20 protein-coding genes are annotated in these 20,875 nt (G+C 66.9%); 17 read left to right on the top strand and 3 right to left on the bottom strand.

The genetic code is table 11. The features are described 5' to 3' along the window. Positions 1-44: 44 nt before the first annotated feature. The 9 genes from ACFVV0_RS15250 (at position 45) to ACFVV0_RS15210 (ending at position 9,056) form a co-directional block, all read left to right on the top strand. Positions 45-803: a YebC/PmpR family DNA-binding transcriptional regulator gene (locus tag ACFVV0_RS15250; protein ID WP_387064754.1), complete on the top strand. Its 759-nt coding sequence runs from the start codon at positions 45-47 to the stop codon at positions 801-803. Positions 804-814: 11 nt separating this feature from the next. Further along, the gene (gene ruvC / locus ACFVV0_RS15245; RefSeq protein WP_387064751.1) at positions 815-1,408 is read left to right on the top strand and encodes a crossover junction endodeoxyribonuclease RuvC; all 594 of its coding nucleotides are present in this window, start codon (positions 815-817) and stop codon (positions 1,406-1,408) included. Continuing rightward, on the top strand, positions 1,405-2,028 hold the full coding sequence (gene ruvA / locus ACFVV0_RS15240; RefSeq protein ID WP_387064748.1) for a Holliday junction branch migration protein RuvA: 624 nt from the start codon (positions 1,405-1,407) through the stop codon (positions 2,026-2,028). The genes ruvC and ruvA overlap by 4 nt, the downstream gene beginning before the upstream one ends. A gap of 2 nt (positions 2,029-2,030) precedes the next feature. Further along, positions 2,031-3,077 (top strand): Holliday junction branch migration DNA helicase RuvB, encoded by a 1,047-nt coding sequence (gene ruvB / locus ACFVV0_RS15235; RefSeq protein ID WP_387065203.1) that lies wholly within the window; start codon positions 2,031-2,033, stop codon positions 3,075-3,077. 78 nt (positions 3,078-3,155) lie between these two features. Then, positions 3,156-3,563: a preprotein translocase subunit YajC gene (gene yajC, locus ACFVV0_RS15230; RefSeq protein WP_387064745.1), complete on the top strand. Its 408-nt coding sequence runs from the start codon at positions 3,156-3,158 to the stop codon at positions 3,561-3,563. 64 nt (positions 3,564-3,627) lie between these two features. Continuing rightward, positions 3,628-5,355, top strand: a complete 1,728-nt coding sequence (gene secD / locus ACFVV0_RS15225; RefSeq protein ID WP_387064742.1) for a protein translocase subunit SecD — start codon at positions 3,628-3,630, stop codon at positions 5,353-5,355. Next, a complete protein-coding gene (gene secF / locus ACFVV0_RS15220) occupies positions 5,355-6,371 on the top strand; it encodes a protein translocase subunit SecF (protein WP_387064740.1) in 1,017 nt (338 codons plus the stop codon). The genes secD and secF overlap by 1 nt, the downstream gene beginning before the upstream one ends. Before the next feature lie 9 nt (positions 6,372-6,380). Further along, the gene (locus ACFVV0_RS15215) at positions 6,381-6,734 is read left to right on the top strand and encodes a rhodanese-like domain-containing protein (protein ID WP_387064738.1); all 354 of its coding nucleotides are present in this window, start codon (positions 6,381-6,383) and stop codon (positions 6,732-6,734) included. Between the two features lie 69 nt (positions 6,735-6,803). Next, entirely contained in the window at positions 6,804-9,056 is a 2,253-nt protein-coding gene (locus ACFVV0_RS15210) for a RelA/SpoT family protein (protein WP_387064736.1), read from the top strand. Here the strand turns inward: ACFVV0_RS15210 and ACFVV0_RS15205 are convergent. The 3 genes from ACFVV0_RS15205 to ACFVV0_RS15195 form a co-directional block, all read right to left on the bottom strand. Next, a complete protein-coding gene (locus tag ACFVV0_RS15205; RefSeq protein WP_387064734.1) occupies positions 9,043-9,672 on the bottom strand; it encodes a hypothetical protein in 630 nt (209 codons plus the stop codon). The genes ACFVV0_RS15210 and ACFVV0_RS15205 overlap by 14 nt on opposite strands. A gap of 124 nt (positions 9,673-9,796) precedes the next feature. Further along, the gene (locus ACFVV0_RS15200; protein ID WP_387064732.1) at positions 9,797-11,026 is read right to left on the bottom strand and encodes a DUF349 domain-containing protein; all 1,230 of its coding nucleotides are present in this window, start codon (positions 11,024-11,026) and stop codon (positions 9,797-9,799) included. 104 nt (positions 11,027-11,130) lie between these two features. Next, the gene (locus tag ACFVV0_RS15195; protein ID WP_387064729.1) at positions 11,131-11,904 is read right to left on the bottom strand and encodes a peptidylprolyl isomerase; all 774 of its coding nucleotides are present in this window, start codon (positions 11,902-11,904) and stop codon (positions 11,131-11,133) included. Between the two features lie 162 nt (positions 11,905-12,066). Here ACFVV0_RS15195 and ACFVV0_RS15190 point away from each other — a divergent pair, with 162 nt between their 5' ends. The 8 genes from ACFVV0_RS15190 (at position 12,067) to ACFVV0_RS15155 (ending at position 20,873) form a co-directional block, all read left to right on the top strand. After that, positions 12,067-13,407, top strand: coding sequence for a replication-associated recombination protein A (locus ACFVV0_RS15190; protein ID WP_387064727.1), 1,341 nt, complete (start codon positions 12,067-12,069; stop codon positions 13,405-13,407). 178 nt (positions 13,408-13,585) lie between these two features. Continuing rightward, complete coding sequence (gene rpsD / locus ACFVV0_RS15185; RefSeq protein ID WP_387064724.1) at positions 13,586-14,215, top strand: 30S ribosomal protein S4; 630 nt, start codon at positions 13,586-13,588, stop codon at positions 14,213-14,215. 129 nt (positions 14,216-14,344) lie between these two features. After that, on the top strand, positions 14,345-14,722 hold the full coding sequence (locus tag ACFVV0_RS15180) for a DUF948 domain-containing protein (protein ID WP_387065200.1): 378 nt from the start codon (positions 14,345-14,347) through the stop codon (positions 14,720-14,722). Positions 14,723-14,794: 72 nt separating this feature from the next. Further along, positions 14,795-14,986: a hypothetical protein gene (locus ACFVV0_RS15175; RefSeq protein WP_387064722.1), complete on the top strand. Its 192-nt coding sequence runs from the start codon at positions 14,795-14,797 to the stop codon at positions 14,984-14,986. A gap of 51 nt (positions 14,987-15,037) precedes the next feature. After that, the gene (gene alaS / locus ACFVV0_RS15170; RefSeq protein ID WP_387064719.1) at positions 15,038-17,695 is read left to right on the top strand and encodes an alanine--tRNA ligase; all 2,658 of its coding nucleotides are present in this window, start codon (positions 15,038-15,040) and stop codon (positions 17,693-17,695) included. An 8-nt stretch (positions 17,696-17,703) separates the two neighbouring features. After that, on the top strand, positions 17,704-18,171 hold the full coding sequence (ruvX, locus tag ACFVV0_RS15165; protein WP_387064717.1) for a Holliday junction resolvase RuvX: 468 nt from the start codon (positions 17,704-17,706) through the stop codon (positions 18,169-18,171). Between the two features lie 46 nt (positions 18,172-18,217). Further along, positions 18,218-19,708 (top strand): endolytic transglycosylase MltG, encoded by a 1,491-nt coding sequence (mltG, locus tag ACFVV0_RS15160; protein WP_387064715.1) that lies wholly within the window; start codon positions 18,218-18,220, stop codon positions 19,706-19,708. Then, a complete protein-coding gene (locus tag ACFVV0_RS15155; RefSeq protein ID WP_387064712.1) occupies positions 19,701-20,873 on the top strand; it encodes a shikimate dehydrogenase in 1,173 nt (390 codons plus the stop codon). Before mltG ends, ACFVV0_RS15155 begins: the two co-directional genes overlap by 8 nt. Positions 20,874-20,875 lie beyond the last annotated feature (2 nt).

Below are 20,875 nucleotides of genomic sequence, written 5' to 3'. Positions count from 1 at the left end.
GCTTTACAATGGTCAGGATCTTTAGAAGTAGTCGAGGGAGCACAGTGTCCGGGCATTCCAAGTGGGCCACCACCAAGCACAAGAAGGCCGTGATCGATCAGCGTCGCGCGAAGTCGTTCGCGAAGCTCATCAAGAACATCGAGGTCGCGGCCAAGATGGGCGGCGCGGACATGTCGGGCAACCCGACGCTCGTCGACGCCGTGCAGAAGGCCAAGAAGACCTCGGTGCCGAACGACAACATCGATCGCGCGATCAAGCGCGGAGCGGGCCTCACCGGCGAGTCGATCGACTACTCGACCATCATGTACGAGGGCTACGGCCCGAACGGCGTCGCGCTGCTGATCGAGTGTCTCACCGAGAACAAGAACCGGGCTGCAGCAGAGGTGCGCACAGCGATGACGCGGAACGGCGGCACCATGGCCGACCCCGGTAGCGTCGCATACAACTTCCACCGCAAGGGTGTCATCGTGGTTCCCCAGACCGACGGCCTCAGCGAAGATGACGTGCTCGCCGCCGTGCTCGACGCCGGCGCCGAAGAGGTCACCGATCGTGGCGAGACCCTCGAGGTCATCACCGAAGCGACCGACATGGTCGGCGCGCGCACCGCGTTGCAGGAGGCCGGCATCGACTACGACTCGGCCGACGTCGAGTTCGTCGCCACGATCAACGTGGAGGCAGATGCCGAGACCGCGCGCAAGGTGTTCCGCCTGATCGACGCGCTCGAAGACTCCGACGACGTGCAGAACGTCTACACCAACCTCGATCTCAGCCCCGAGGTTCAGGCCGAGCTCGAGGCCGAGTAGCGGAGGCGCGGGTGGCGCTCCGGGTTCTGGGTATCGACCCGGGACTCACGCGATGCGGAGTCGGGGTCGTGGATGTGCGGCCCGATCGCACAGCGACACTCGTCGCCGTCACGGTCATCCGCACGCCCCCGACCATGCCGCTGGAGGAGCGTCTGCTCGCCGTCGGCACGGGGATCGAGCAGCTGCTGGACGAACACGGTCCGGCAGTCGTCGCCATCGAGCGGGTGTTCGCCCAGCACAACCTGCGAACGGTCATGGGCACGGCCCAGGTCAGCGGGGTCGCGCTGCACGCGGCCGCGAAGCGCGGGCTCTCGGTCGCGCTGCACACGCCGAGCGAGGTGAAGGCTGCGATCACGGGCTACGGATCGGCGGACAAGAAGCAGGTGCAGGCGATGGTCGCGCGCATCCTGGGACTCGCCGAGGTGCCGAAGCCAGCGGACGCTGCCGACGCGCTGGCGATCGCGATCTGTCACGCCTGGCGTGGTGCCCCGCCGACGGCGCAATCGGGGGGCGGCGCAGACCTGACGCCCGCCCAGGCCGCGTGGCGCGCCGCGGAACAGCGGTCCGGCCGCGCGTCGGCGGTGCCCCGTAGGCTGGCGAGGTGATCTCCTCCCTTCGTGGCACCGTCCTCTCTGCGGCCGGCGGCATGGCGGTGATCGAGGTCGGCGGCGTCGGATTCTCCGTGCAGCTCACCCCCGATCACGTGCTGTCTCTCCGTGTCGGCGACGAAGCGTTCGTGCTGACCTCCCTGATCGTGCGTGAAGACGCGCTTCAACTGTTCGGATTCGCCGACCTCGACCAACTGCAGGTGTTCGAGCTGCTGACCGGAGTGTCGGGTGTCGGGCCGAAATCTGCGATCGGCGTGCTCTCCGTGCTCTCGCCCGATCAGATCGCGGAGGCGGTGACGGCGGACGACGACGCGCCGTTCCGCAAGGTGTCCGGAATCGGGCCGAAAACGGCGAAGCTGATCGTGGTGTCGCTGTCGGGCAAGCTGGCGGTGACCCGTCGAGCGCCGGTGGTCAAGGCCGCGGCGGGATCTCCGTCGTCGATCGGCGACAGCGTCCTGGTCGCACTGGTGGGTCTCGGCTGGCCGGAGAAGGTCGCGGCCGAGGCCGTCGCCGAGGTGGTGTCCGACACCGATGAGAAGCTGCGTGACAGCGTCCAGACGCTGTTGCGACTCACACTCGCCCGGCTCGGCCCGGCCAAGCAGACGGGGAGACCGTGACCGTGACCGACGACGGCGAAGACCTGACGGCACCCGAACTCGAGTCCGAGTCGGAGTTGGCGTTCGAGGGCGCCCTCCGCCCGCGCTCACTCGCTGAGTTCGTAGGGCAGGCGAAGGTCCGTGGGCAGCTCCAGCTGCTACTCACGGCGGCGAAGATGCAGGACCGCACCGCCGACCACATCCTGCTCGCCGGTCCTCCGGGACTGGGCAAGACGACGCTCGCGATGATCGTCGCGCACGAAAGCGGTCGCCCGCTGCGGCTGTCGAGCGGTCCGGCCATTCAGCACGCCGGCGACCTCGCTGCGCTGCTGTCGTCGCTCACGCCGGGAGAAGTGCTCTTCATCGACGAGATCCACCGCATGGCACGGTCGGCCGAAGAGATGCTTTATCTCGCCATGGAGGACTTCCGCATCGACATCATGGTGGGCAAGGGGGCGGGCGCGACGTCGATCCCGCTCGATCTCGCGCCGTTCACCCTCGTGGGAGCCACGACCCGCTCGGGCCTCCTCCCCAATCCGCTGCGCGACCGGTTCGGCTTCACCGCGCACCTCGAGTTCTACGACGAGAAGGAACTGACCCAGGTTCTCACGCGCGCCGCCACCATGCTCGACTTCGAGGTCGATCGCGCCGCCCTCGCCGAGATCGCCGGACGCTGCCGGGGGACCCCGCGAATCGCCAACCGGCTCTTGCGCCGTGTGCGCGACTACGCACTCGTGCACGGTGAAGACGCGGATATCGACGCAGTGCGGGCGGCGCTCGACCTCTACGACGTGGATGCGCTCGGCCTCGACCGACTTGATCGCGCCGTTCTGCAGGCGATTCTCGAGCGGTTCGACGGCGGGCCGGTCGGACTCAACACGCTCGCGGTGTCGGTCGGCGAGGAATCGGAGACCATCGAATCGGTCGTCGAGCCGTTCCTGGTGCGCATCGGGCTGCTCTCCCGAACCCCGCGGGGACGAGTCGCCACCCCGGCGGCGTGGCGGCATTTCGGAATATCCCACCCACAGCAGGTAGTCTCACAGCAACCATCATTGATGGATGACTTATAATTTAGGCTGGCCTGTTGGTCAACCCCCCTTACATCGATTGAAGCGGCTTCGCGCCGCGCCGGAAGGTAGCCCCACCTCATGGGTGACACAACTCTGACCATCGTCATGGTGGTCGTACTCGCGGCCCTGATCTTCTTCATGTTCCGCAACAGCCGCAAGCGCCAGAAAGAGGCCTCGGAGACGCGGTCCAAGATGGTCCCCGGCGTCGACGTCATGACCAACTTCGGTCTCTACGGCAAGCTGCTGTCCATCAACGAAGACGACAACATCGCCGAGATCGAGACGTCGCCGGGCAACATCATCAAGGTGCACCGCCAGGTGCTCGCCCGCGTCGTCGAGCCCAAGGTCGACGAGCCCGCCGAGACCGAGCAGCCGGCCGTCGCAGAACTCAACGAGGACCACGCCATCGCCTCGAACGAGCCCGAGTTCGGTGAGCGCGTCGACGACGCGGTCAACAAGCCCGGCTCCAAGAAGAGCGACGACTGACCCACGTTCCCTGTGTGCCCACGCTCTTCAGCGTGGGCACGCTCGTAGAAAGCTGAGTACCTAGTTGGCAAAGTCGACCCCGACCAGGAAAGCCTGGCGTTCGCTGAGTTGGCTCGGCGCCATCGTCGTCGTGCTTCTCGGAGCATTGACGGCGGGCGTCATCTGGAGCAATGCGACGTGGCTGCCCAAGCTCGCGCTCGACCTCCAGGGCGGAACGCAGATCATCCTGGCGCCGCAGGTGGAGAACGGCCAGTCGGTCGAGCAGCAGCAGCTCGACCAGGCCGTCTCGATCATCCGTCAGCGCATCGACGCCGCCGGTGTGTCCGAGTCGGAGATCTCCACAGAGGGCTCCCAGAACATCGTCGTCTCCATCCCGGGAACGCCCGACAAGCAGACGCTCGACCGCATCAAGGCGAGCGCCAAGCTCGACTTCCGGCCGGTGCTCGTCGCCGGCGGGCCGACGAACGAGGTCGTCGGCGCCGACGGCAAGTCGACGCCCGCGCCCACGCCCGACCCGGGCCTGCAGTCGACGCCGTCGACGAGCCCGACGAACGGCAGCGACCTCGCGTACGTCACACCCGCGCTCCAGGCGCAGTTCGACGCCTTCTCCTGTAAATCGGATGCGGCGGGCAGCACCAACGTCGCTCCTGCGAACAAGCCGCTCATCACGTGCGACGACGCCGGCACGGTCAAGTACATCCTCGGCCCGGTCGAGGTCAAAGGCCAGGACATCTCGGATGCGAACAGCGGTCTTGTTCAGAGCTCGAGCGGTGTCAGCACCGGCCAGTGGGGCGTCAACATCATCTTCAACGCCGAGGGCACGAAGGCGTTCGCGGATGTGACCACTCGCCTCAACGGCCTGCAGGGCGCGCAGAACCAGTTCGCGATCGTGCTCGACGGCAAGGTCATCTCTGCGCCGACCACGAATGCGGTCATCACCGACGGACGCCCGCAGATCACCGGAAACTTCACGCAGGACACGGCGAAGACGCTCGCCGACCAGCTCAAGTTCGGTGCGCTGCCGTTCTCGTTCCAGGTTCAGAGCCAGGACACGATCTCGGCGACACTGGGAACGACCCAGCTCCTGGCCGGACTGATCGCCGGCCTCATCGGCCTGATCCTCGTCGCCATCTACACGCTGTTCCAGTACCGTCTGCTGGGACTCGTGACGATCGCCTCGCTGGTGGTCGCGGCCACACTCACCTACCTGTCCATCTCGCTCTTCTCGTGGCACTACGGCTACCGACTCTCGTTGGCAGGTGTGGCGGGCCTGATCGTCGCGATCGGATTTACGGCGGACTCGTTCATCGTGTACTTCGAGCGAATACGAGATGAGTTGCGAGACGGGAGAGGTCTCGAATCCGCCGTCGAGGCCGGCTGGAAGCGCGCACAGCGCACCATCTACGCCTCGAAGGCCACCAACCTCCTCGCCGCCATCGTGCTGTACGTGCTGGCCGCGGCCAACGTAAAGGGCTTCGCCTTCACCCTCGGGTTGACGACCATCATCGACGTGATCGTGGTGCTGCTGTTCACGCATCCGACGCTGCAGCTGCTGGCGAAGACCAAGTTCTTCAACAGCGGCAACGCGTGGTCGGGCCTCGACCCCCAGGCGCTCGGTGCCGTGTACCGTGGCGCCGCGCAGTTCCGCAAGCCGGCCACCGTGAGCGCCGCCAAGGCCGCCACGGCGGGCAAGGAAGCGGCGCGCCGCCAGACCATCGCCGAGCGCAAAGCCGCAGAGCTGGCTTCCGCTTCGTCGTCCTCGGATAGCAAGTCCGGGGGGAAGGATTCCTGATGGTCAGTCGTCTCACAAAGTTCGGTAACGACCTCTACACAGGGGCCCGCTCGTTCGACTTCGTCGGCAAGCGCAAGATCTGGTACTCGATCGCTGCGGTCATGGTGATCCTCTCGATCCTCGTGCCGGTGGTGAAGGGCGGGTTCAACTTCAGCATCGAGTTCCGCGGCGGATCGCAGTTCCAGATCACCAACGTCGACGACGCATCCGAGACCAAGGCTCAGGATGCGCTTGCCAGCGTCGTTCCCGACGCGGTCGCACACGTCACTACGGTCAACGGCAACGCAGTACGCGTGCAGACGGACCAGCTGTCGGAGGAGCAGACCAGGGAGGTCGCAGACGCGCTGGCCAAGGCCTACGACGTGCCGACCACCGAGGTGGCCTCCACCTTCATAGGACCCTCCTGGGGCGCGGATGTGACCAGGCAGTCCATCCAGGGCATCGTGGTCTTCCTGCTGCTCGCATTCATCGCCATGGCTCTCTACTTCCGAACGTGGAAGATGTCGGCGGCGGCGATCATCTCGCTGTTCCACGACCTCATCATCACGGCGGGCATCTACGCCCTCGTCGGTTTCGAGGTCTCTCCGGCGACGATGATCGGCTTCCTGACGATCCTCGGCTACTCCTTGTACGACACCGTCGTGGTGTTCGACAAGGTTCGCGAGAACACCAAGGAAGAGATGGAGCTGTCGCGTCGAACCTTCGCCGAGTCCGTGAACCTCGCCGTGAACCAGACGCTCGTCCGCTCGATCAACACCGCGGTCGTGGCTGTGCTGCCCGTGGCGTCGATCCTCTTCCTCGGCGCGTTCGCCCTCGGTGCCGACACGCTCCGCGACATCTCGCTCGCCCTGCTCATCGGAATCATCGTCGGTACGTACTCGACGATCTTCCTGGGCGCGCCGATGTACTCGCAGTTCCGTGAGCACGAGGCCGCCGTCAAGAAGCACGACGCCCGAGTGCGTGCCCTGCGTCCGAAGGCTGCCAAGCCCGAGCCCGTCGCGGTCGCCGCGGAATAAGGAGTCCACGTGCCCGGTGCCTATCTCGACGACGACGAGGTGAGTGCCGCGCGCGCGGTCGAGCTCGTCGACACGGGCTCGGCCTGGTTGCTCGACGTGCGTGAGGCGCACGAGTGGGACGCCGGACATGCTCCCGGCGCCCACCACATCCCGCTCTACGAGATCGAGGCCCGTCAGCACGAGCTGCCCGAGGCTGAGCAGATCCTGGTGATCTGCCACAGCGGCAGCCGCTCGCGACTCGTCACGGACGCCCTCATCCGCGCGGACTACCCGACGGCGAACGTGGCCGGCGGGATGACCGCGTGGCAGGCATCCGGCGCCCAGGTCGTGAGAGACGACGGGTCTCCCGGAGCCGTCGTCTGAGCGCCCAGAGCGAACGCCGGTCAAGGCGGGTTCGCAGAACGGCGATAATGGAGAACAGGAGGCGCGCTGATGGTTGATACTTCGACACCACAGACCGCTTCCTTGCGCCGTCTCGTGCCCCGCATCTTCTCGCGGGCCCAGCCTGCCGGCGCCGTCGACACGCTCATCCGCACGGTTCGACTGCATCACCCGAAGGCAGACCTGTCGCTCATCGAACGGGCGTACACCGTCGCCGAGCGTGCGCATTCGGGTCAGAAGCGTCGATCGGGTGAGCCGTACATCACGCATCCGGTGGCCGTCGCCCAGATTCTCGCCGACCTCGGGATCGGCGCAAAGACCATTGCGGCCGCTCTGCTTCACGACACGGTCGAAGACACCGAGTACACCCTCGACGAGCTGCGTGACGCCTTCGGCGACGAGATTGCGATGCTCGTCGACGGAGTGACCAAGCTCGACAAGGTCAAGTACGGCGACAGCGCGCAGGCCGAGACCGTGCGCAAGATGATCGTGGCGATGTCCAAAGACATCCGGGTGCTGATCATCAAGCTCGCGGACCGCCTGCACAACGCACGCACCTGGGGCTTCGTGCCCGCCGCCTCCGCGACCCGCAAGGCGACGGAGACGCTGGAGATCTACGCTCCTCTGGCGCATCGGCTCGGCATCCAGGCGATCAAGTGGGAGCTCGAAGACCTCTCGTTCGCGGTGCTGTATCCCAAGCTCTACGCGGAGATCGAGAGCCTGGTGAAGCAGCGCACGCCGGAACGCGAGCGTCTGGTGCAGCAGGTGATCGATGCGATCAACGACGATCTGAAGGGTGCGCGCATCCGCGGCAAGGTCGTCGGCCGCCCCAAGCAGTACTACTCCATCTACCAGAAGATGGTCGTCCGGGGCCGCGAATTCGATGAGATCTACGACCTCGTCGGCATCCGCGTGCTCGTCAACTCGGTGCGCGACTGCTACGCCATCCTCGGATCGATCCACGCCCGGTGGACCCCGATGCCCGGTCGGTTCAAGGACTACATCGCCACGCCGAAGTTCAACCTCTACCAGTCGCTGCACACCACGGTGATCGGTCCCGAGGGGCGTCCCGTCGAGATCCAGATCCGTACCGAGGAGATGCACCAGCGCGCCGAGTTCGGTGTCGCCGCGCACTGGAAGTACAAGGAGCAGACGACAGGGAAGAGCGCCGGAGGACCGGCCAACACCGACACCGACCTCGCCTGGCTCGCCCACATCTCGGACTGGCAGGCGGAGACCGCCGACCCGAGTGAGTTCCTCGATTCGCTGCGCTTCGAGATCGGTGCCAAAGAGGTCTACGTCTTCACGCCGAAGGGCCGCGTCATCGGACTGCCTTCGGGGGCGACCCCTGTCGACTTCGCATATGCCGTGCACACCGAGGTCGGGCACCGCACGATGGGCGCGAAGGTCAACGGCCGCCTGGTGCCGCTCGAGAGCTCGTTGACCACGGGCGATGTCGTCGAGGTGTTCACCTCGAAGAACCCCGACTCCGGACCCAGCCAGGATTGGCTGAACTTCGTCAAGAGCCCCCGAGCGCGGAACAAGATCCGCCAGTGGTTCACCAAGGAGCGGCGCGACGAGGCCATCGAGCAGGGCAAGGATGCGATCGCTCGCGCGATGCGCAAGCAGAACCTTCCGCTGCAGAAGCTGATGTCGCAGGACTCGCTCATCGAGATCGCGTCGCTGTTGAAGTACGAGGACGTCTCCGCTCTCTATGCCGCTGTCGGCGAGGGACACGTATCCACCCAGTCGGTGATCGAGAAGGTCGTCGCTTCGGTGCAGACCGAGCCCGAGGGCGACGCCGGCGAGCTCGACCTCCCGGTGAAGGGCCGTTCCCGTCAGCTGCGCAACAGCGACTCCGGTGTGCTCGTGCGGGGCGCGCCCGACATCCTGGTGAAGCTCGCCAAATGCTGCACCCCCGTACCGGGCGATCCGATCGTCGGGTTCGTGACCCGTGGTGCAGGTGTGTCGGTGCATCAGGCGAACTGCCACAACGTGCAGTCCCTGCTGCAGGAGCCCGACCGCATGATCGAGGTCGAGTGGGCGCCGAGCTCGAAGAGCGTCTTCCTCGTGCAGATCCAGGTCGAGGCTCTCGACCGCGCCGGACTGCTCTCCGACGTGACCCGGGTGCTGTCCGAGCACCACGTGAACATCCTCTCGGCCACGGTCACCACATCGAGCGACCGCTTGGCCCTCAGCCGATTCGTGTTCGAGATGGGCGACACCACCCACCTCGACCGTGTGCTGAACGCTGTGCGCCGGATCGACGCCGTCTACGACGTCTACCGGGTCAGCGCGGGCTGACCTCGCACGGCGGTTTCCTGAACGGGGAGTCGCTGCGCTCGGGGTCGTAGTCAGTCGCGTCGCCTAAGACCGAGTCCATCGCCGCGAGCCGGATGAGCGCTCGTCGCGTGCCGGGAAGCCTGTCCTGTCGCCGGATCTCGTCGCGGCACGCCGCGGCGTTGTACCCGCTCAGCTCCAGCAGCGCGCGCAGTTCGAGGATGACGGCAGGCGTGAACCGATCCTCGGTGCGCAACAGGTCGGCGACGGTGCGCAGCGGAGCCGTGACCCGCACCTCGCCGAGAAGCACGACATCTCGCTGGGCGAGGATGCACTGGCGCACGTCGAGCCCGTGCAGGGCCGTTGCCGACACGCGCTGAGCGCTGTCGACGCATACCTGCAGGGCCGACGGCGGACCCGCTCGAGTCCCGTGGATCCACGCTGCCGTCGATCGATCGGCGACGGCCGCCCGTGGCACCGAGAGCCGGAACGCCGCCGCCCTGAGCTCGGCCGTGTCCGGAGTGTCCACGGTCGCGAACGCATCGCCGATGCGGTAGAGCTCGCCATCAAGCCGGACCGCGTGGAGTTCGGCCAGGGGTAGCACGCCAGTATCGAGAAGGCGGGGGAGAAGTGCTGTCATGCACCCAGCATCCGGTGCCGCTGCGTCACCCGACCGCCCGGCGGCGCGATGTGTTGAGAACTCGCGCTGTGGAGAAGCACCTCAGAGCCGGTCCACCTCAGAGCCGGTCTACCCCAGAGCTGGTCTACCCCAGAGCGTCGAGCCAGATCTTGCGAGCGTCGAGGGCCTCTTGGGCCTCTTTGACCTTGGCCGCGTCTCCGCTGGCCTTCGCCTCCTCGAGCTCCTGCTCGAGCCTTGCGATCGCCGCGTTGAGCTGGCTCGCGAGCCCCTCGGAGCGCGCCTTCTTCTCGGGGTTGTTGCGCTCCCAGTGCTGCTCGTCGAGCTTGCGCACGGCCGCCTCGATCTTGCGGAGACGATCTTCGATGACCCGGACCTGATCGCGGGGAACCCGCCCGATCTCGTCCCAGCGCTGCTGGATGGAGAGAAGTGTGGCGCGCGCCGACTCGCGGTCGGTCGCCTTCAAGAGCGGCTCCGCCTCGTCGAGAAGCGCCAGCTTGAGCTCGAGGTTGCCGGAGTACTCCTCGTTCTCGCGGGCGTCGACCTCGGCCTTTGCGCCGTAGATCGCATCCCCGGCGGCCTTGAATCGCGCCCACAGAGCGTCGTCGTTGCGCTTGCCCGCGCGGCCGGCGAGCTTCCACTGGTCGAGGAGCTGCCGGTACTCCGGCACACCATCCGCTCCGCGCGGGATGAGCGCCTCTGCCTGCTCGATCAGCGCGGTCTTGCGCGTGCGCACGTCGCGGTGCTGGGTGTCCAGCTCGGCGAAGAAGGCCTTGCGATTGTGCTCGATCGTCGATCGGGCGGCGCGGAAACGCTTCCACAGCTCGTTAGCTTCGTTCTTGGGGATGCGCGGCCCGTCGTGCTGATGCGACTGCCAGCGGGTGAAGAGTGCGTCCAGAGCGGTCGTCGTCTGCTTCCACTGCGTGCGGGCAGGATCTTCGGCGGCGAGGGCTTCGGCCTCGACGACGATCGCCGTGCGCTCGGCGATGGCCTGCTCGACCTGCGCTTTGGCCTCGGCCGACTGCTGCTCCGTGAGTTCTTCGACCGCGCCGCCGAGTTTGTCGAGGCGGGTGGCGAGGGCGGCCAGGTCTCCGACCGCGTTCGCTTCGGCGACGTTCTGGCGCAAGGTGGTGACGGCTTTGGCGATGTCGGAGGCAGGGGCGCCCCGGCGGGCGCGCTGTTCGAGCAGGCCGACCTGTCCGGCGAGGTCGGTGTACTTGCGCTCGAAGTAGGCGAGCGCCTCCTCCGCGGTGCCGTCGGGGTACTGGCCGACGGCACGCTCGCCATCGCCCTCGCGGACGAAGACGGTGCCGGTCTCATCGACACGACCCCACGGTTGCTGATCAGTTGTAGCCAAGAGCCTCACCTTGCTGACGACGTTCCCGAACGGATGGACCGTTCACAGTTGCGTTTTAGCCTATTGCACCAGCGCCCGGCACGCAGCCGCCGCAGCGCACGGCGTCACTGGAGCGTGAAGCTCTCGATCGTCGTCGGCACCTTGGGGGCTCCGTCGTTCGCGCTGCTTCCGGGCGTGATGCCCTTGTCCGCGACGTCGGTGACGAGCTGATCGAGGCCGCTCGTGACCTTCCCGATCACGGTGTAGCCGCCTGCGGAGTCGGAGGGGATGGTCGTGTCCTTGTACACGATGAAGAACTGGCTGCCCTGGCTGTTGGCGTTGTCTCCCTGGCGTGCCATCGCGAGGGTGCCCGCCGGGTAGACGTTGTCTGCGGGAGCGTTCTCGATGGGGCCGTACGAGTAACCGGGGCCGCCTTGACCGTTGCCTTCCGGATCGCCGCACTGCAGCACGTAGAAGCCGCCGTCGGTGAGCCGGTGGCAGGTGAGCCCGTCGTAGAAGCCCTTCTGCGTGAGCGCGATGGTGGAGGAGACGGCCTGCGGTGCCGCCGCGCCGTTCAGGTCGACCCCTAGTGCGATCCCGTTGATCGTGAGGGTGCCCGTCCAGTTGCGGTTGCCGGCGAGGGTCTTCGGCGGCAGCGTGTTCGCCGCCGCGGATGCCGATGGAGAAGCGGATGCGCTGGGCGTGCCGGGCTTGGCGAAGTACAGCAGCTGGGTGGTCACGGCGAGTGCGACGACGATGACGACGGCGACGCCGGCGATCCAGTTGTCGCGGACACGGCGCTTGACCTTCGTCTCGTGCACCGTCTGCCGCGCCTGATACGCGCGCAACCGTTCGCGTGCCTGCCTGGCTTCGCGTTCGTTCTGCTGTTTTGGTGCCACGTGAGACCTCCGAGGGCGCGCCGTCGTGCTGAAGAGTTGCCTGACCCGGCGCGCCACCGGCGCGGGATCAGGATGAACCCTATTGGACGCGCCTATGTGTCACAAAGTCGCCGTTCACAGGAAGCGCGCTCAGTGTCGGTGGGAGCAACTACCCTGGAACATATGGTCGACGTGCAACCCGGGCTCCGCACTGGAGCGACGCCGCTCGCCGTCCGGATGCGTCCGAAGTCGCTCGCCGAGGTCGCGGGCCAGAAGCACCTGCTGCGCCCCGGTTCGCCGCTGGTGAGTCTCGCCTCCGATCAGAGCGGAGAGACCGGGTCGGTGTCGGTGATCCTCTGGGGTCCTCCCGGAACGGGCAAGACCACGCTCGCGCAGGCGATCGCGCACTCCTCGGGTCGCCGGTTCGTCGAACTCTCCGCTGTGACGGCGGGTGTCAAAGACGTGCGCCAGGTGATGGAGGAGGCGCTGTCGACCCGCGACCTCTACGGCATCTCGACCGTGCTGTTCCTCGACGAGATCCACCGGTTCACCAAGGCCCAGCAGGATGCTCTGCTCCCGGGTGTCGAGAACGGCTGGGTCATCCTCGTCGCGGCGACCACCGAGAATCCGTCGTTCTCGGTCATCTCGCCGCTCCTTTCCCGGTCGCTCCTGCTCACCCTCGAGACACTCAGCGACGAAGACCTGGGCAGCGTCGTCGACCGCGCCGTGGTCGACGAGCGCGGCTTGGCCGACCAGTACACCCTCGACCCCGAGGCGCGCGCTGCGATCATCCGTCTGGCGTCGGGGGATGCGCGACGTGCGCTCACCGCCCTCGAAGCGGCATCCGTGAGCGCCGCGTCGTCGACCCCGGCCACGTCGAAGAAGAAGCCGCTCATCACGGCCGAACTCGTGGGGCAGGCGGTGGACCGCGCCCTCCTGCGCTACGACCGCAACGGCGACGAACACTACGACGTGATCAGCGCCTTCATCAAGTCGGTCCGCGGATCCGACGTCGACGCGTCGCTGCACTATCTCGCCCGAATGATCGAGGCGGGGGAGGATCCGCGGTTCATCGCACGCCGCATCATCATCCTGGCGTCCGAAGACATCGGGATGGCCGACCCGCAAGCCCTGGTCATCGCAGTCGCTGCCGCCGACGCGGTGCAGCTGATCGGAATGCCGGAGGGGCGCATCCCGCTCGCCCAAGCCGTGGTGCACCTCGCGACCGCCCCCAAGTCGAACGCCGCCTACATGGCACTGGACGCGGCCGTCGCCGATGTGCGCGCCGGCCGCATCGGGCGCGTGCCGAAGCACCTCCGCGATGCGCACTACGCGGGCGCGAAGAGACTCGGGCACGGCAAAGGGTACAAGTACCCGCACGACGATGCGCTCGGAGTGCTGGAACAGCAGTACCTGCCCGACGAACTGACCGAGACGACCTACTACCAACCGACCGAGCATGGCAACGAACGCGACGTCTCGGCCAGGCTCGCGAAGCTGCGTCGGATCGTGCGCGGGCGCTAGCCGGGAATCTGCTAGAATCGACGGGCCTAGAAACCTGTTTCGCGTGCGGCTGCGTCGGATCGGGTTCTCGAAGGGACAAGCCCTGTAGCCGGGCGTCCTCGGCACCATCCCTCTAATTTTTGCAGGACGATCATGTGTGCCTGCGTATTCCTATTAGAGAGACAACCGAAAGGAACTCGTGTCTACCAAGTCACGTACCCGTAGCAAGACCCGCCTGTCGCGGTCGCTGGGCATCGCCCTGACCCCGAAGGCCGCCAAGTACCTCGAGAAGCGCCCGTACGCTCCCGGTGAGCACGGCCGCACCAAGCGCAAGGCCGACTCGGACTACGCCGTTCGTCTGCGCGAGAAGCAGCGTCTGCGCGCCCAGTACGGCATCCGCGAGAAGCAGCTGAAGATCGCGTTCGAAGAGGCTCGCCGCACCAAGGGCCTGACCGGTGAGAACCTGGTCGAGATCCTCGAGATGCGTCTCGACGCTCTCGTTCTGCGCGCCGGCTTCGCCCGCACCACGGCGCAGGCGCGTCAGATGGTCGTGCACCGTCACATCCTCGTCGACGGCAGCATCGTCGACCGCCCGTCGTTCCGCGTCAAGCCGGGTCAGCTGATCCACGTCAAGGCGCGCTCCGAGGGCACCGAGCCCTTCCAGGTCGCGGCCGCCGGCGGTCACGTCGACGTCCTGCCGAAGACCCCGGGCTACCTGGATGTCGAGCTCGACAAGCTGCACGCTCGTCTGGTTCGCCGCCCGAAGCGCGCCGAGGTTCCGGTGACGTGTGAAGTCCAGCTCGTCGTCGAGTACTACGCCGCCCGCTAAGGATCGCGAAGACTCCTGGAGAAGGGGGTCGTGGCTTCGGCCACGGCCCTCTTCTTCGTTGTGGGCCCCGACGCCGTTTGCGGACTACGCTGGTCGGAGTATGCCGTTGACGGAATGGAAGGTGCTCTCGTGTCGGGTGGCGACATCGCAGGACTGATCGCAGCGGGCGTCTTCGCTGTGCTCGTCGGGTTCATCGCTCTCCCGCTGGTGAAATTCGGCAGGGTGCTCGACCAGACCCGCGAGGCGATCAAAGACGCGAGCGACGGCATCACGCCGATCCTCGAGGAGACGGCCACCACGATCCAGGAGACGAACAAGCAGCTGGCGCGCGTCGATGTCATCACGAAGAACGTGGCGGATGTGACCGGCAACGTCTCGGCGCTCGTCGCCTTGTTCGCCGCGACCGTCGGCGGCCCACTGATCAAGCTCGCCGGGTTCAGCGCCGCCGTGCGCGCGGCCTTCCGTGCCGGTGGCGGCTCTCGGCGTTCGCGCGGCACCACGCACTAAACTGACCGGGGCGCTCGGTGAGATCGCGCGCCCGATCCACTCAGGGAGCTAATCCATTAGGGAGTTATCGGCATGAAGAGTTTTCTGTGGCTCGTCATCGGCGTCGGCCTCGGATTCGTCGTGGCGCACAAACTGAACGAGACGCCGCAGGGCAAGCAGTTCTTCAGCAGCCTCGACAAGAAGGCCCGCGACTTCGGCTCGGCTGTCTCCGACGGGTACCACCAGCGAGAGGCCGAGCTCCGTTCGGCCATCGACGGCGACTGACCTCGATTCGGCCCCGCTCCTCCCTTTTCGACCTCGAAACATCCGGAACCCATGCAGACTGCTGAAATCCACCGCCGCTGGCTCGACTACTTCGCCAAGCGCGGCCACACTGTCGTCCCGTCCGCTTCTCTGATCAGCGACGACCCGTCGCTGCTGTTCACGGTGGCCGGGATGGTTCCGTTCGTGCCGTATCTGACCGGTCTGGTGCCGGCTCCGTACCCGCGTGCGACGAGCGTCCAGAAGTGCATCCGCACACTCGACATCGATGAGGTCGGCAAGACTCCGCGGCACGGCACGTTCTTCCAGATGTGCGGGAACTTCTCCTTCGGCGACTACTTCAAAGAGCAGGCGATCACCTACGCATGGGAGTTGCTCACCATGTCGGAGGACGACGGCGGCCTCGGGTTCGACCCGGACGACCTGTGGGTCACCGTCTACGAGGACGACGACGAGGCGCGCGAGATCTGGAGGCGCGTCGCGGGACTGCCGGATGAGCGCATCCAGGGTCTCGGCATGGACACCAACTACTGGTCGACCGGGCAGCCGGGGCCGGCGGGCCCGTGCTCGGAGATCTTCTTCGACCGCGGCCCGGCATACGGCGCCGACGGCGGTCCGGCCACGGACGACGACCGCTATGTGGAGATCTGGAACCTGGTCTTCATGCAGTACCTCCGAGGCGAGGGAACAGGCAAGGGCGACTTCGAGATCCTCGGCGACCTGCCCAAGAAGAACATCGACACCGGAATGGGCCTCGAGCGCGTCGCCTTCCTCAAGCAGGGTGTCGAGAACATGTACGAGATCGACCAGGTTCGCCCCGTGCTCGACCGCGCTGCGCAGCTCGCCGGCAAGACCTACGGAGAGGTGCACGACGACGACGTCCGCCTTCGGGTCATCGCCGACCACGTACGCAGCTCGCTCATGCTCATGTCCGACGGTGTGACCCCGTCGAACGAAGGCCGCGGCTACATCCTCCGCCGCCTGCTGCGCCGCACCGTGCGTGCGATGCGGCTGCTCGGCGTCGACCACCCGACCTTCCCCGAACTGTTCACGGTCTCGCGCGATGCGATGAAGGCCGCGTACCCCGAGGTCGATCACGACTTCGCGCGGATCTCGCAGCTCGCGTTCGCAGAAGAGGAGACGTTCCTCCGCACTCTGGTGGCGGGCACGGGCATCCTCGATGTGGCCGTGTCCAACACCCAGCGAGCAGGCAAGAAGCAACTGGCCGGCGACACGGCGTTCCTGCTGCACGACACGTACGGCTTCCCGATCGACCTCACACTCGAAATGGCGGAAGAGGCCGGTCTCAGCGTCGACCGCACGGCGTTCGACGCCCTGATGGCCGATCAGCGCTCTCGTGCCAAAGCCGACGCGAGGGCCAAGAAGACCGCGCTGGCCGACCTGTCGGTCTACAGCGCGTTCCGCTCGCAGGGCGAGACGGTCTTCACGGGGTACACCGAGCTCGAGACCGAGTCGAGCATCCTCGGCATCATCGTCGACGGTGCGTCGGTGACGAAGGCCACCGAGGGTCAGGTGGCCGAGGTCATCCTGGGGGCCACTGCCCTCTACGCCGAGTCCGGTGGTCAGGATGCGGACACCGGCACGATCGTCGGTCCCGGCTACGAACTCGACGTGCTCGACGTGCAGAAGCCGGTCAAGGGACTCATCAGCCACAAAGTGCTCGTGCGCAGCGGAGAGGTCGGCGTCGGCGCACCCGCGAGCAGCCTCGTCGACCGCGAGTACCGTCGGGGTGCGCGTCAGGCCCACTCGGGAACCCACATCATCCACGCGGCCCTGCGTCAGGTGCTGGGCTCGAACGCTCACCAATCCGGCTCGTTCAACAAGGCCGGCTACCTCCGGCTCGACTTCTCGTGGAACCAGGCTCTCTCGCCCGAGACGCGAACCGAGATCGAGGAGATCTCGAACAATGCGATCCGCGAGAACCTCGAGGTGACCACCCGCGAACTTCCTCTTGCCGAGGCCAAGGCGCTCGGCGCGATGGCTCTGTTCGGCGAGAAGTACGGTGACACTGTCCGCGTCGTCGACATCGGCGGACCGTGGTCGCGCGAGCTGTGCGCCGGCACGCACGTGACCTCCAGTGCGGAGATCGGCATGATCAACCTCGTGAGCGAATCCTCCGTCGGGTCGACCAACCGCCGCGTCGAGTCGCTGGTCGGGCTCGAAGCATTCCGCGATCTCGCGGTCGAGCGCACGATCGTGTCGCAGCTCTCCGGCAGCCTCAAGACGCCGCGGGAGCAGCTCCCCGAGAAGATCGCCGACCTGATGGCGAACCTCAAGGCGGCGGAGAAGCGGATCGCCGCCTTCGAGGCCCGCGCCGTGCTCGACAAGGTCCCCGCTCTGCTTCAGAACGTGTCGCGGTACGGCGCAGTCGCTGTGGTCGCCGACGACGCCGGGACGATGAACTCGGCCGACGACCTGCGACTGCTCGTCACCACGGTGCGCGAACGACTTGGCTCGGATCCTGCTGCTGTCGCGCTTGCCGCCCGGGTGGGCGAGAAGCCCGTCGTGATCGTGGCGACGAACCAGGCCGCGCGGGATGCGGGCGTCAACGCCGGTGCCCTCGCCAAGACGGCGTCGAGCATCCTCGGTGGCGGCGGAGGCGGCAAGGCCGATCTGGCCCAGGGCGGCGGAACCAACGTAGATGCGATCCCGGCAGCGCTCAGCGCGGTGACGTCGGCGATCGGCGGATAGAGGCGAACGTGCGTTCGGGAGTGCGGCTCGGCATCGACGTCGGCAAAGTGCGGATCGGCGTGAGCCGCTCAGACCCGCACGGGATGCTGGCCACGCCCGTCGAGACCGTCGCACGCTCCGAAGATGCTGCGGATCGCCGCAGGATCGCCGGGATTGTGACCGAACTCGGAGTTTTCGAGATTATCGTCGGACTACCTTTGGCGCTCTCGGGGGCGCACACGGCATCCACCGCTGACGCGGTCGGATTCGCCGAAGCCCTCGGCCGCGAGGTGGAGATCCCGGTTCGGCTGGTGGATGAGCGGCTGTCGACGGTCTCCGCCCATTCGGCGCTGCGTGCATCGGGAAAGAACTCGAAAAGTGCGCGTCCGGTGGTGGATCAGGTTGCCGCCACGATAATTTTGCAGCACGCCCTCGACGCGGAACGCTCTACAGGGAATCCGCCGGGAAAGCCCATTGACACGAACATTGGACCCTAGTTTGCCGCACAACCCACAGATACCTGGGACTGGCGAGACCACACCCATGGATGCCGGCGCCGAGACGCCGGGCGATTTCGACCCCTTCGAGGCGATCTTCGCAGACAGTGACCCGGCCGACTCCGCCACCCCTGAAAACCCTTCGCAGGGTGCGTCGACCGAGGCTCCGCAGGCTCCGACGGCGAATCGTCAGCCGATGACTCGGCGTGAAGCGCGCGAGGCGCGCGAGGCCGGGGCCGCCCGCGGGGCGGGTCCGGTGCCGGAGTCCGTTCCTGCGGACGACGCCCTCTCCGCTCGACCGGCAGTGCCGACCACCGACGAAACGGCCGCTCAGACGGACCGGCCCGCTGAGGAGCATCTTCCCTTCTCCACGTTCGAGGAGTTGACGGCCGGCCCCGCGAACGCCGGTCCGGCGACCGATTCGCCGCTGGCCTGGCGTCAGCAGCACTACCTCTCGCACGCAGAGCCCAAGAAGCGGCGCAGCCTCAAGCCGCTGTGGGTGACCCTCGTCATCGTCGCGATCTTCGGCGGTCTCGTCGGAGGCGCCTACGCCGTCTTCCAGCCGCAGGTGACGAAGCTCGTCAATGCCATCACTCCTCAGGACATCGACTACAAGGGCAACGGCACCGGCGAGGTCCTCTTCGCGATCAAGAGCGGGGACACGGGATCGAATGTGGCTGCCAACCTGCAGAAGGCCGGCGTCACCAAGACGTACCAGGCGTTCTACACGCTGCTGCTGCGCCAGCAGCCCCAGGTGGAGTTCCAGCCCGGCGCCTTCAAACTGGCCAAGCGGATGAGCGCGCAAGCTGCACTCCTCGCGTTGCAGGACCCAGCGAACAAGGTGCAGAACACCGCGGTGATCCCCGAGGGGACGGCCGAGAAGGACATCATCCCCATCCTCGCCGCGGCCACGAAGCTCCCGGCGGCCGATCTGCAGGCGGCCGCAGCGAATCCGGCTGCATACGGGTTGCCGCCCGAGGCGAAGACCCTCGAAGGGTTCCTGTTCCCGGCGACGTACACGTTCACTCCGGGTGTAACGGCTCAGGAAGCCATCAAGACACTGGTCGATCGCAGTTTCCAGGCACTCGACCAGGCGGGGGTGGCGCCCGCCGACCGCTGGAAGACGGTCGTTCTCGCATCCATCGTGCAACGTGAGGCCGGGCTCGCTCCCGACTACCCGAAGGTGTCGCGCGTCTTCCTCAACCGTCTCGACCAGGGCTGGAAGCTGCAGTCGGACGCCACGGTCGCTTACGGAACCGGCAACACCCACACGGTGACCACGACCGACGCCGAACGTGCCGACGCGGGCAATCCCTACAACACATACGTGCACCCGGGACTCCCGGTCGGGCCGATCTCCAACCCTGGCGATCTGGCGATCAACGCGGCGCTGCATCCCGCCGACGGTCCGTGGATGTTCTTCGTGACGTGGAACCTGGAGACGGGCGAGACGATCTTCTCGACGACGGCTGACGAACACGACGCGGCCGTTGCAAAGTGGCAGCAATGGATGAGAGACAACCCCGGCTATGGATAAGAAGACTCCCGAGAACCCCGCCACCGGCGAGCCGGGCGGGCCGCGCGAGCCGGACAAGCTCGAGGAGAACGGGGTAGCCGAGGCGGCTGCCGAAGCGGAGATCGCCGCCATCGTCGACGCCGAGCGGGAGGCCGAGGCAGAGGAAGCAGTGCTCGCCGAGGCAGAGCTCGCCGCCGAGCTCGAGGAGCCGGCCGACGAAGCGGACGAGATCGCTGAGGTCGAGGCCAAGGTCGAGGTCGAGGTCGAGGCCGCTCCCGTCGCCGCCAAGGCGAAGCCGGCGAAGAAGGCGAAGGCGGCCGTACGCAGACTCGCCGTACTCGGTTCCCCGATCGGCCACTCGAAGTCTCCCGACCTGCACCGCGCGGCCTACCAGGCGCTGGGACTGCCGTGGGAGTACGACGCCGTGGACGTCACGGCGGACCGGCTCGCGCCTTTCATCGACGGGCTCGGCGCCGAGTGGCGCGGGCTCTCGCTGACGATGCCGCTCAAACAGTCCGTGGTTCCGATCCTCGGAGAGGTCGATCGACTCGCCGAGCAGACGGGTGTGGCCAACACCGTCCTCCTCGACGACGGAGTCCTTCGCGGATTCAACACCGACGTCTCGGGGATCGTGTGGGCGCTGGAGGCCGCGGGACTCGAGAGCGCCCGGTTCGTCCACATCCTGGGCGGCGGTGCCACGGCGGCTTCGGCCCTGGTCGCCGCGGCAGAGCTCGGCGCCGATCGCGTCGATGTCTACGCGCGATCGCTCGAGAACAGCGTCTGGCTGGAGCCGCTCGCTCACGAGCTGGGGTTGATGATCCGCATCCGTCCGCTCGGTCAGGCCGACCGTTCGTTGGACATCCCCGACCTCGTCATCAGCACGCTCCCGGGCGGTGTGACGACGGATGCCCGCTACACCGACTCGACCAGGCGTCGCTCGGTGCTGCTCGACGTCTCGTACGACCCGTGGCCCAGCGTTCTGGCCTCCGCCTGGCAGGCAGTCGGCGGCCGGGTGGTGTCCGGACTCGCGATGCTCGCCCATCAGGCACTCCTGCAGGTGCGGATCTTCGTCTCCGGAGACCCGCTGGAGCCACTCGAGGACGAGGATGCGGTGCTCGCCGCAATGCTCGAGGCCGTCGGCATCGACGCCACCGGTGCCGCCCTGGAGTCATCGCCGGAGGAGTGACC

This window comes from Leifsonia sp. NPDC058230, from assembly GCF_042882245.1.
In the GTDB taxonomy this organism is placed as follows: domain Bacteria; phylum Actinomycetota; class Actinomycetes; order Actinomycetales; family Microbacteriaceae; genus Leifsonia.
The sequence above is the reverse complement of the archived record's forward strand: the minus strand, read 5'-3'. Positions and strand labels throughout refer to the sequence as shown.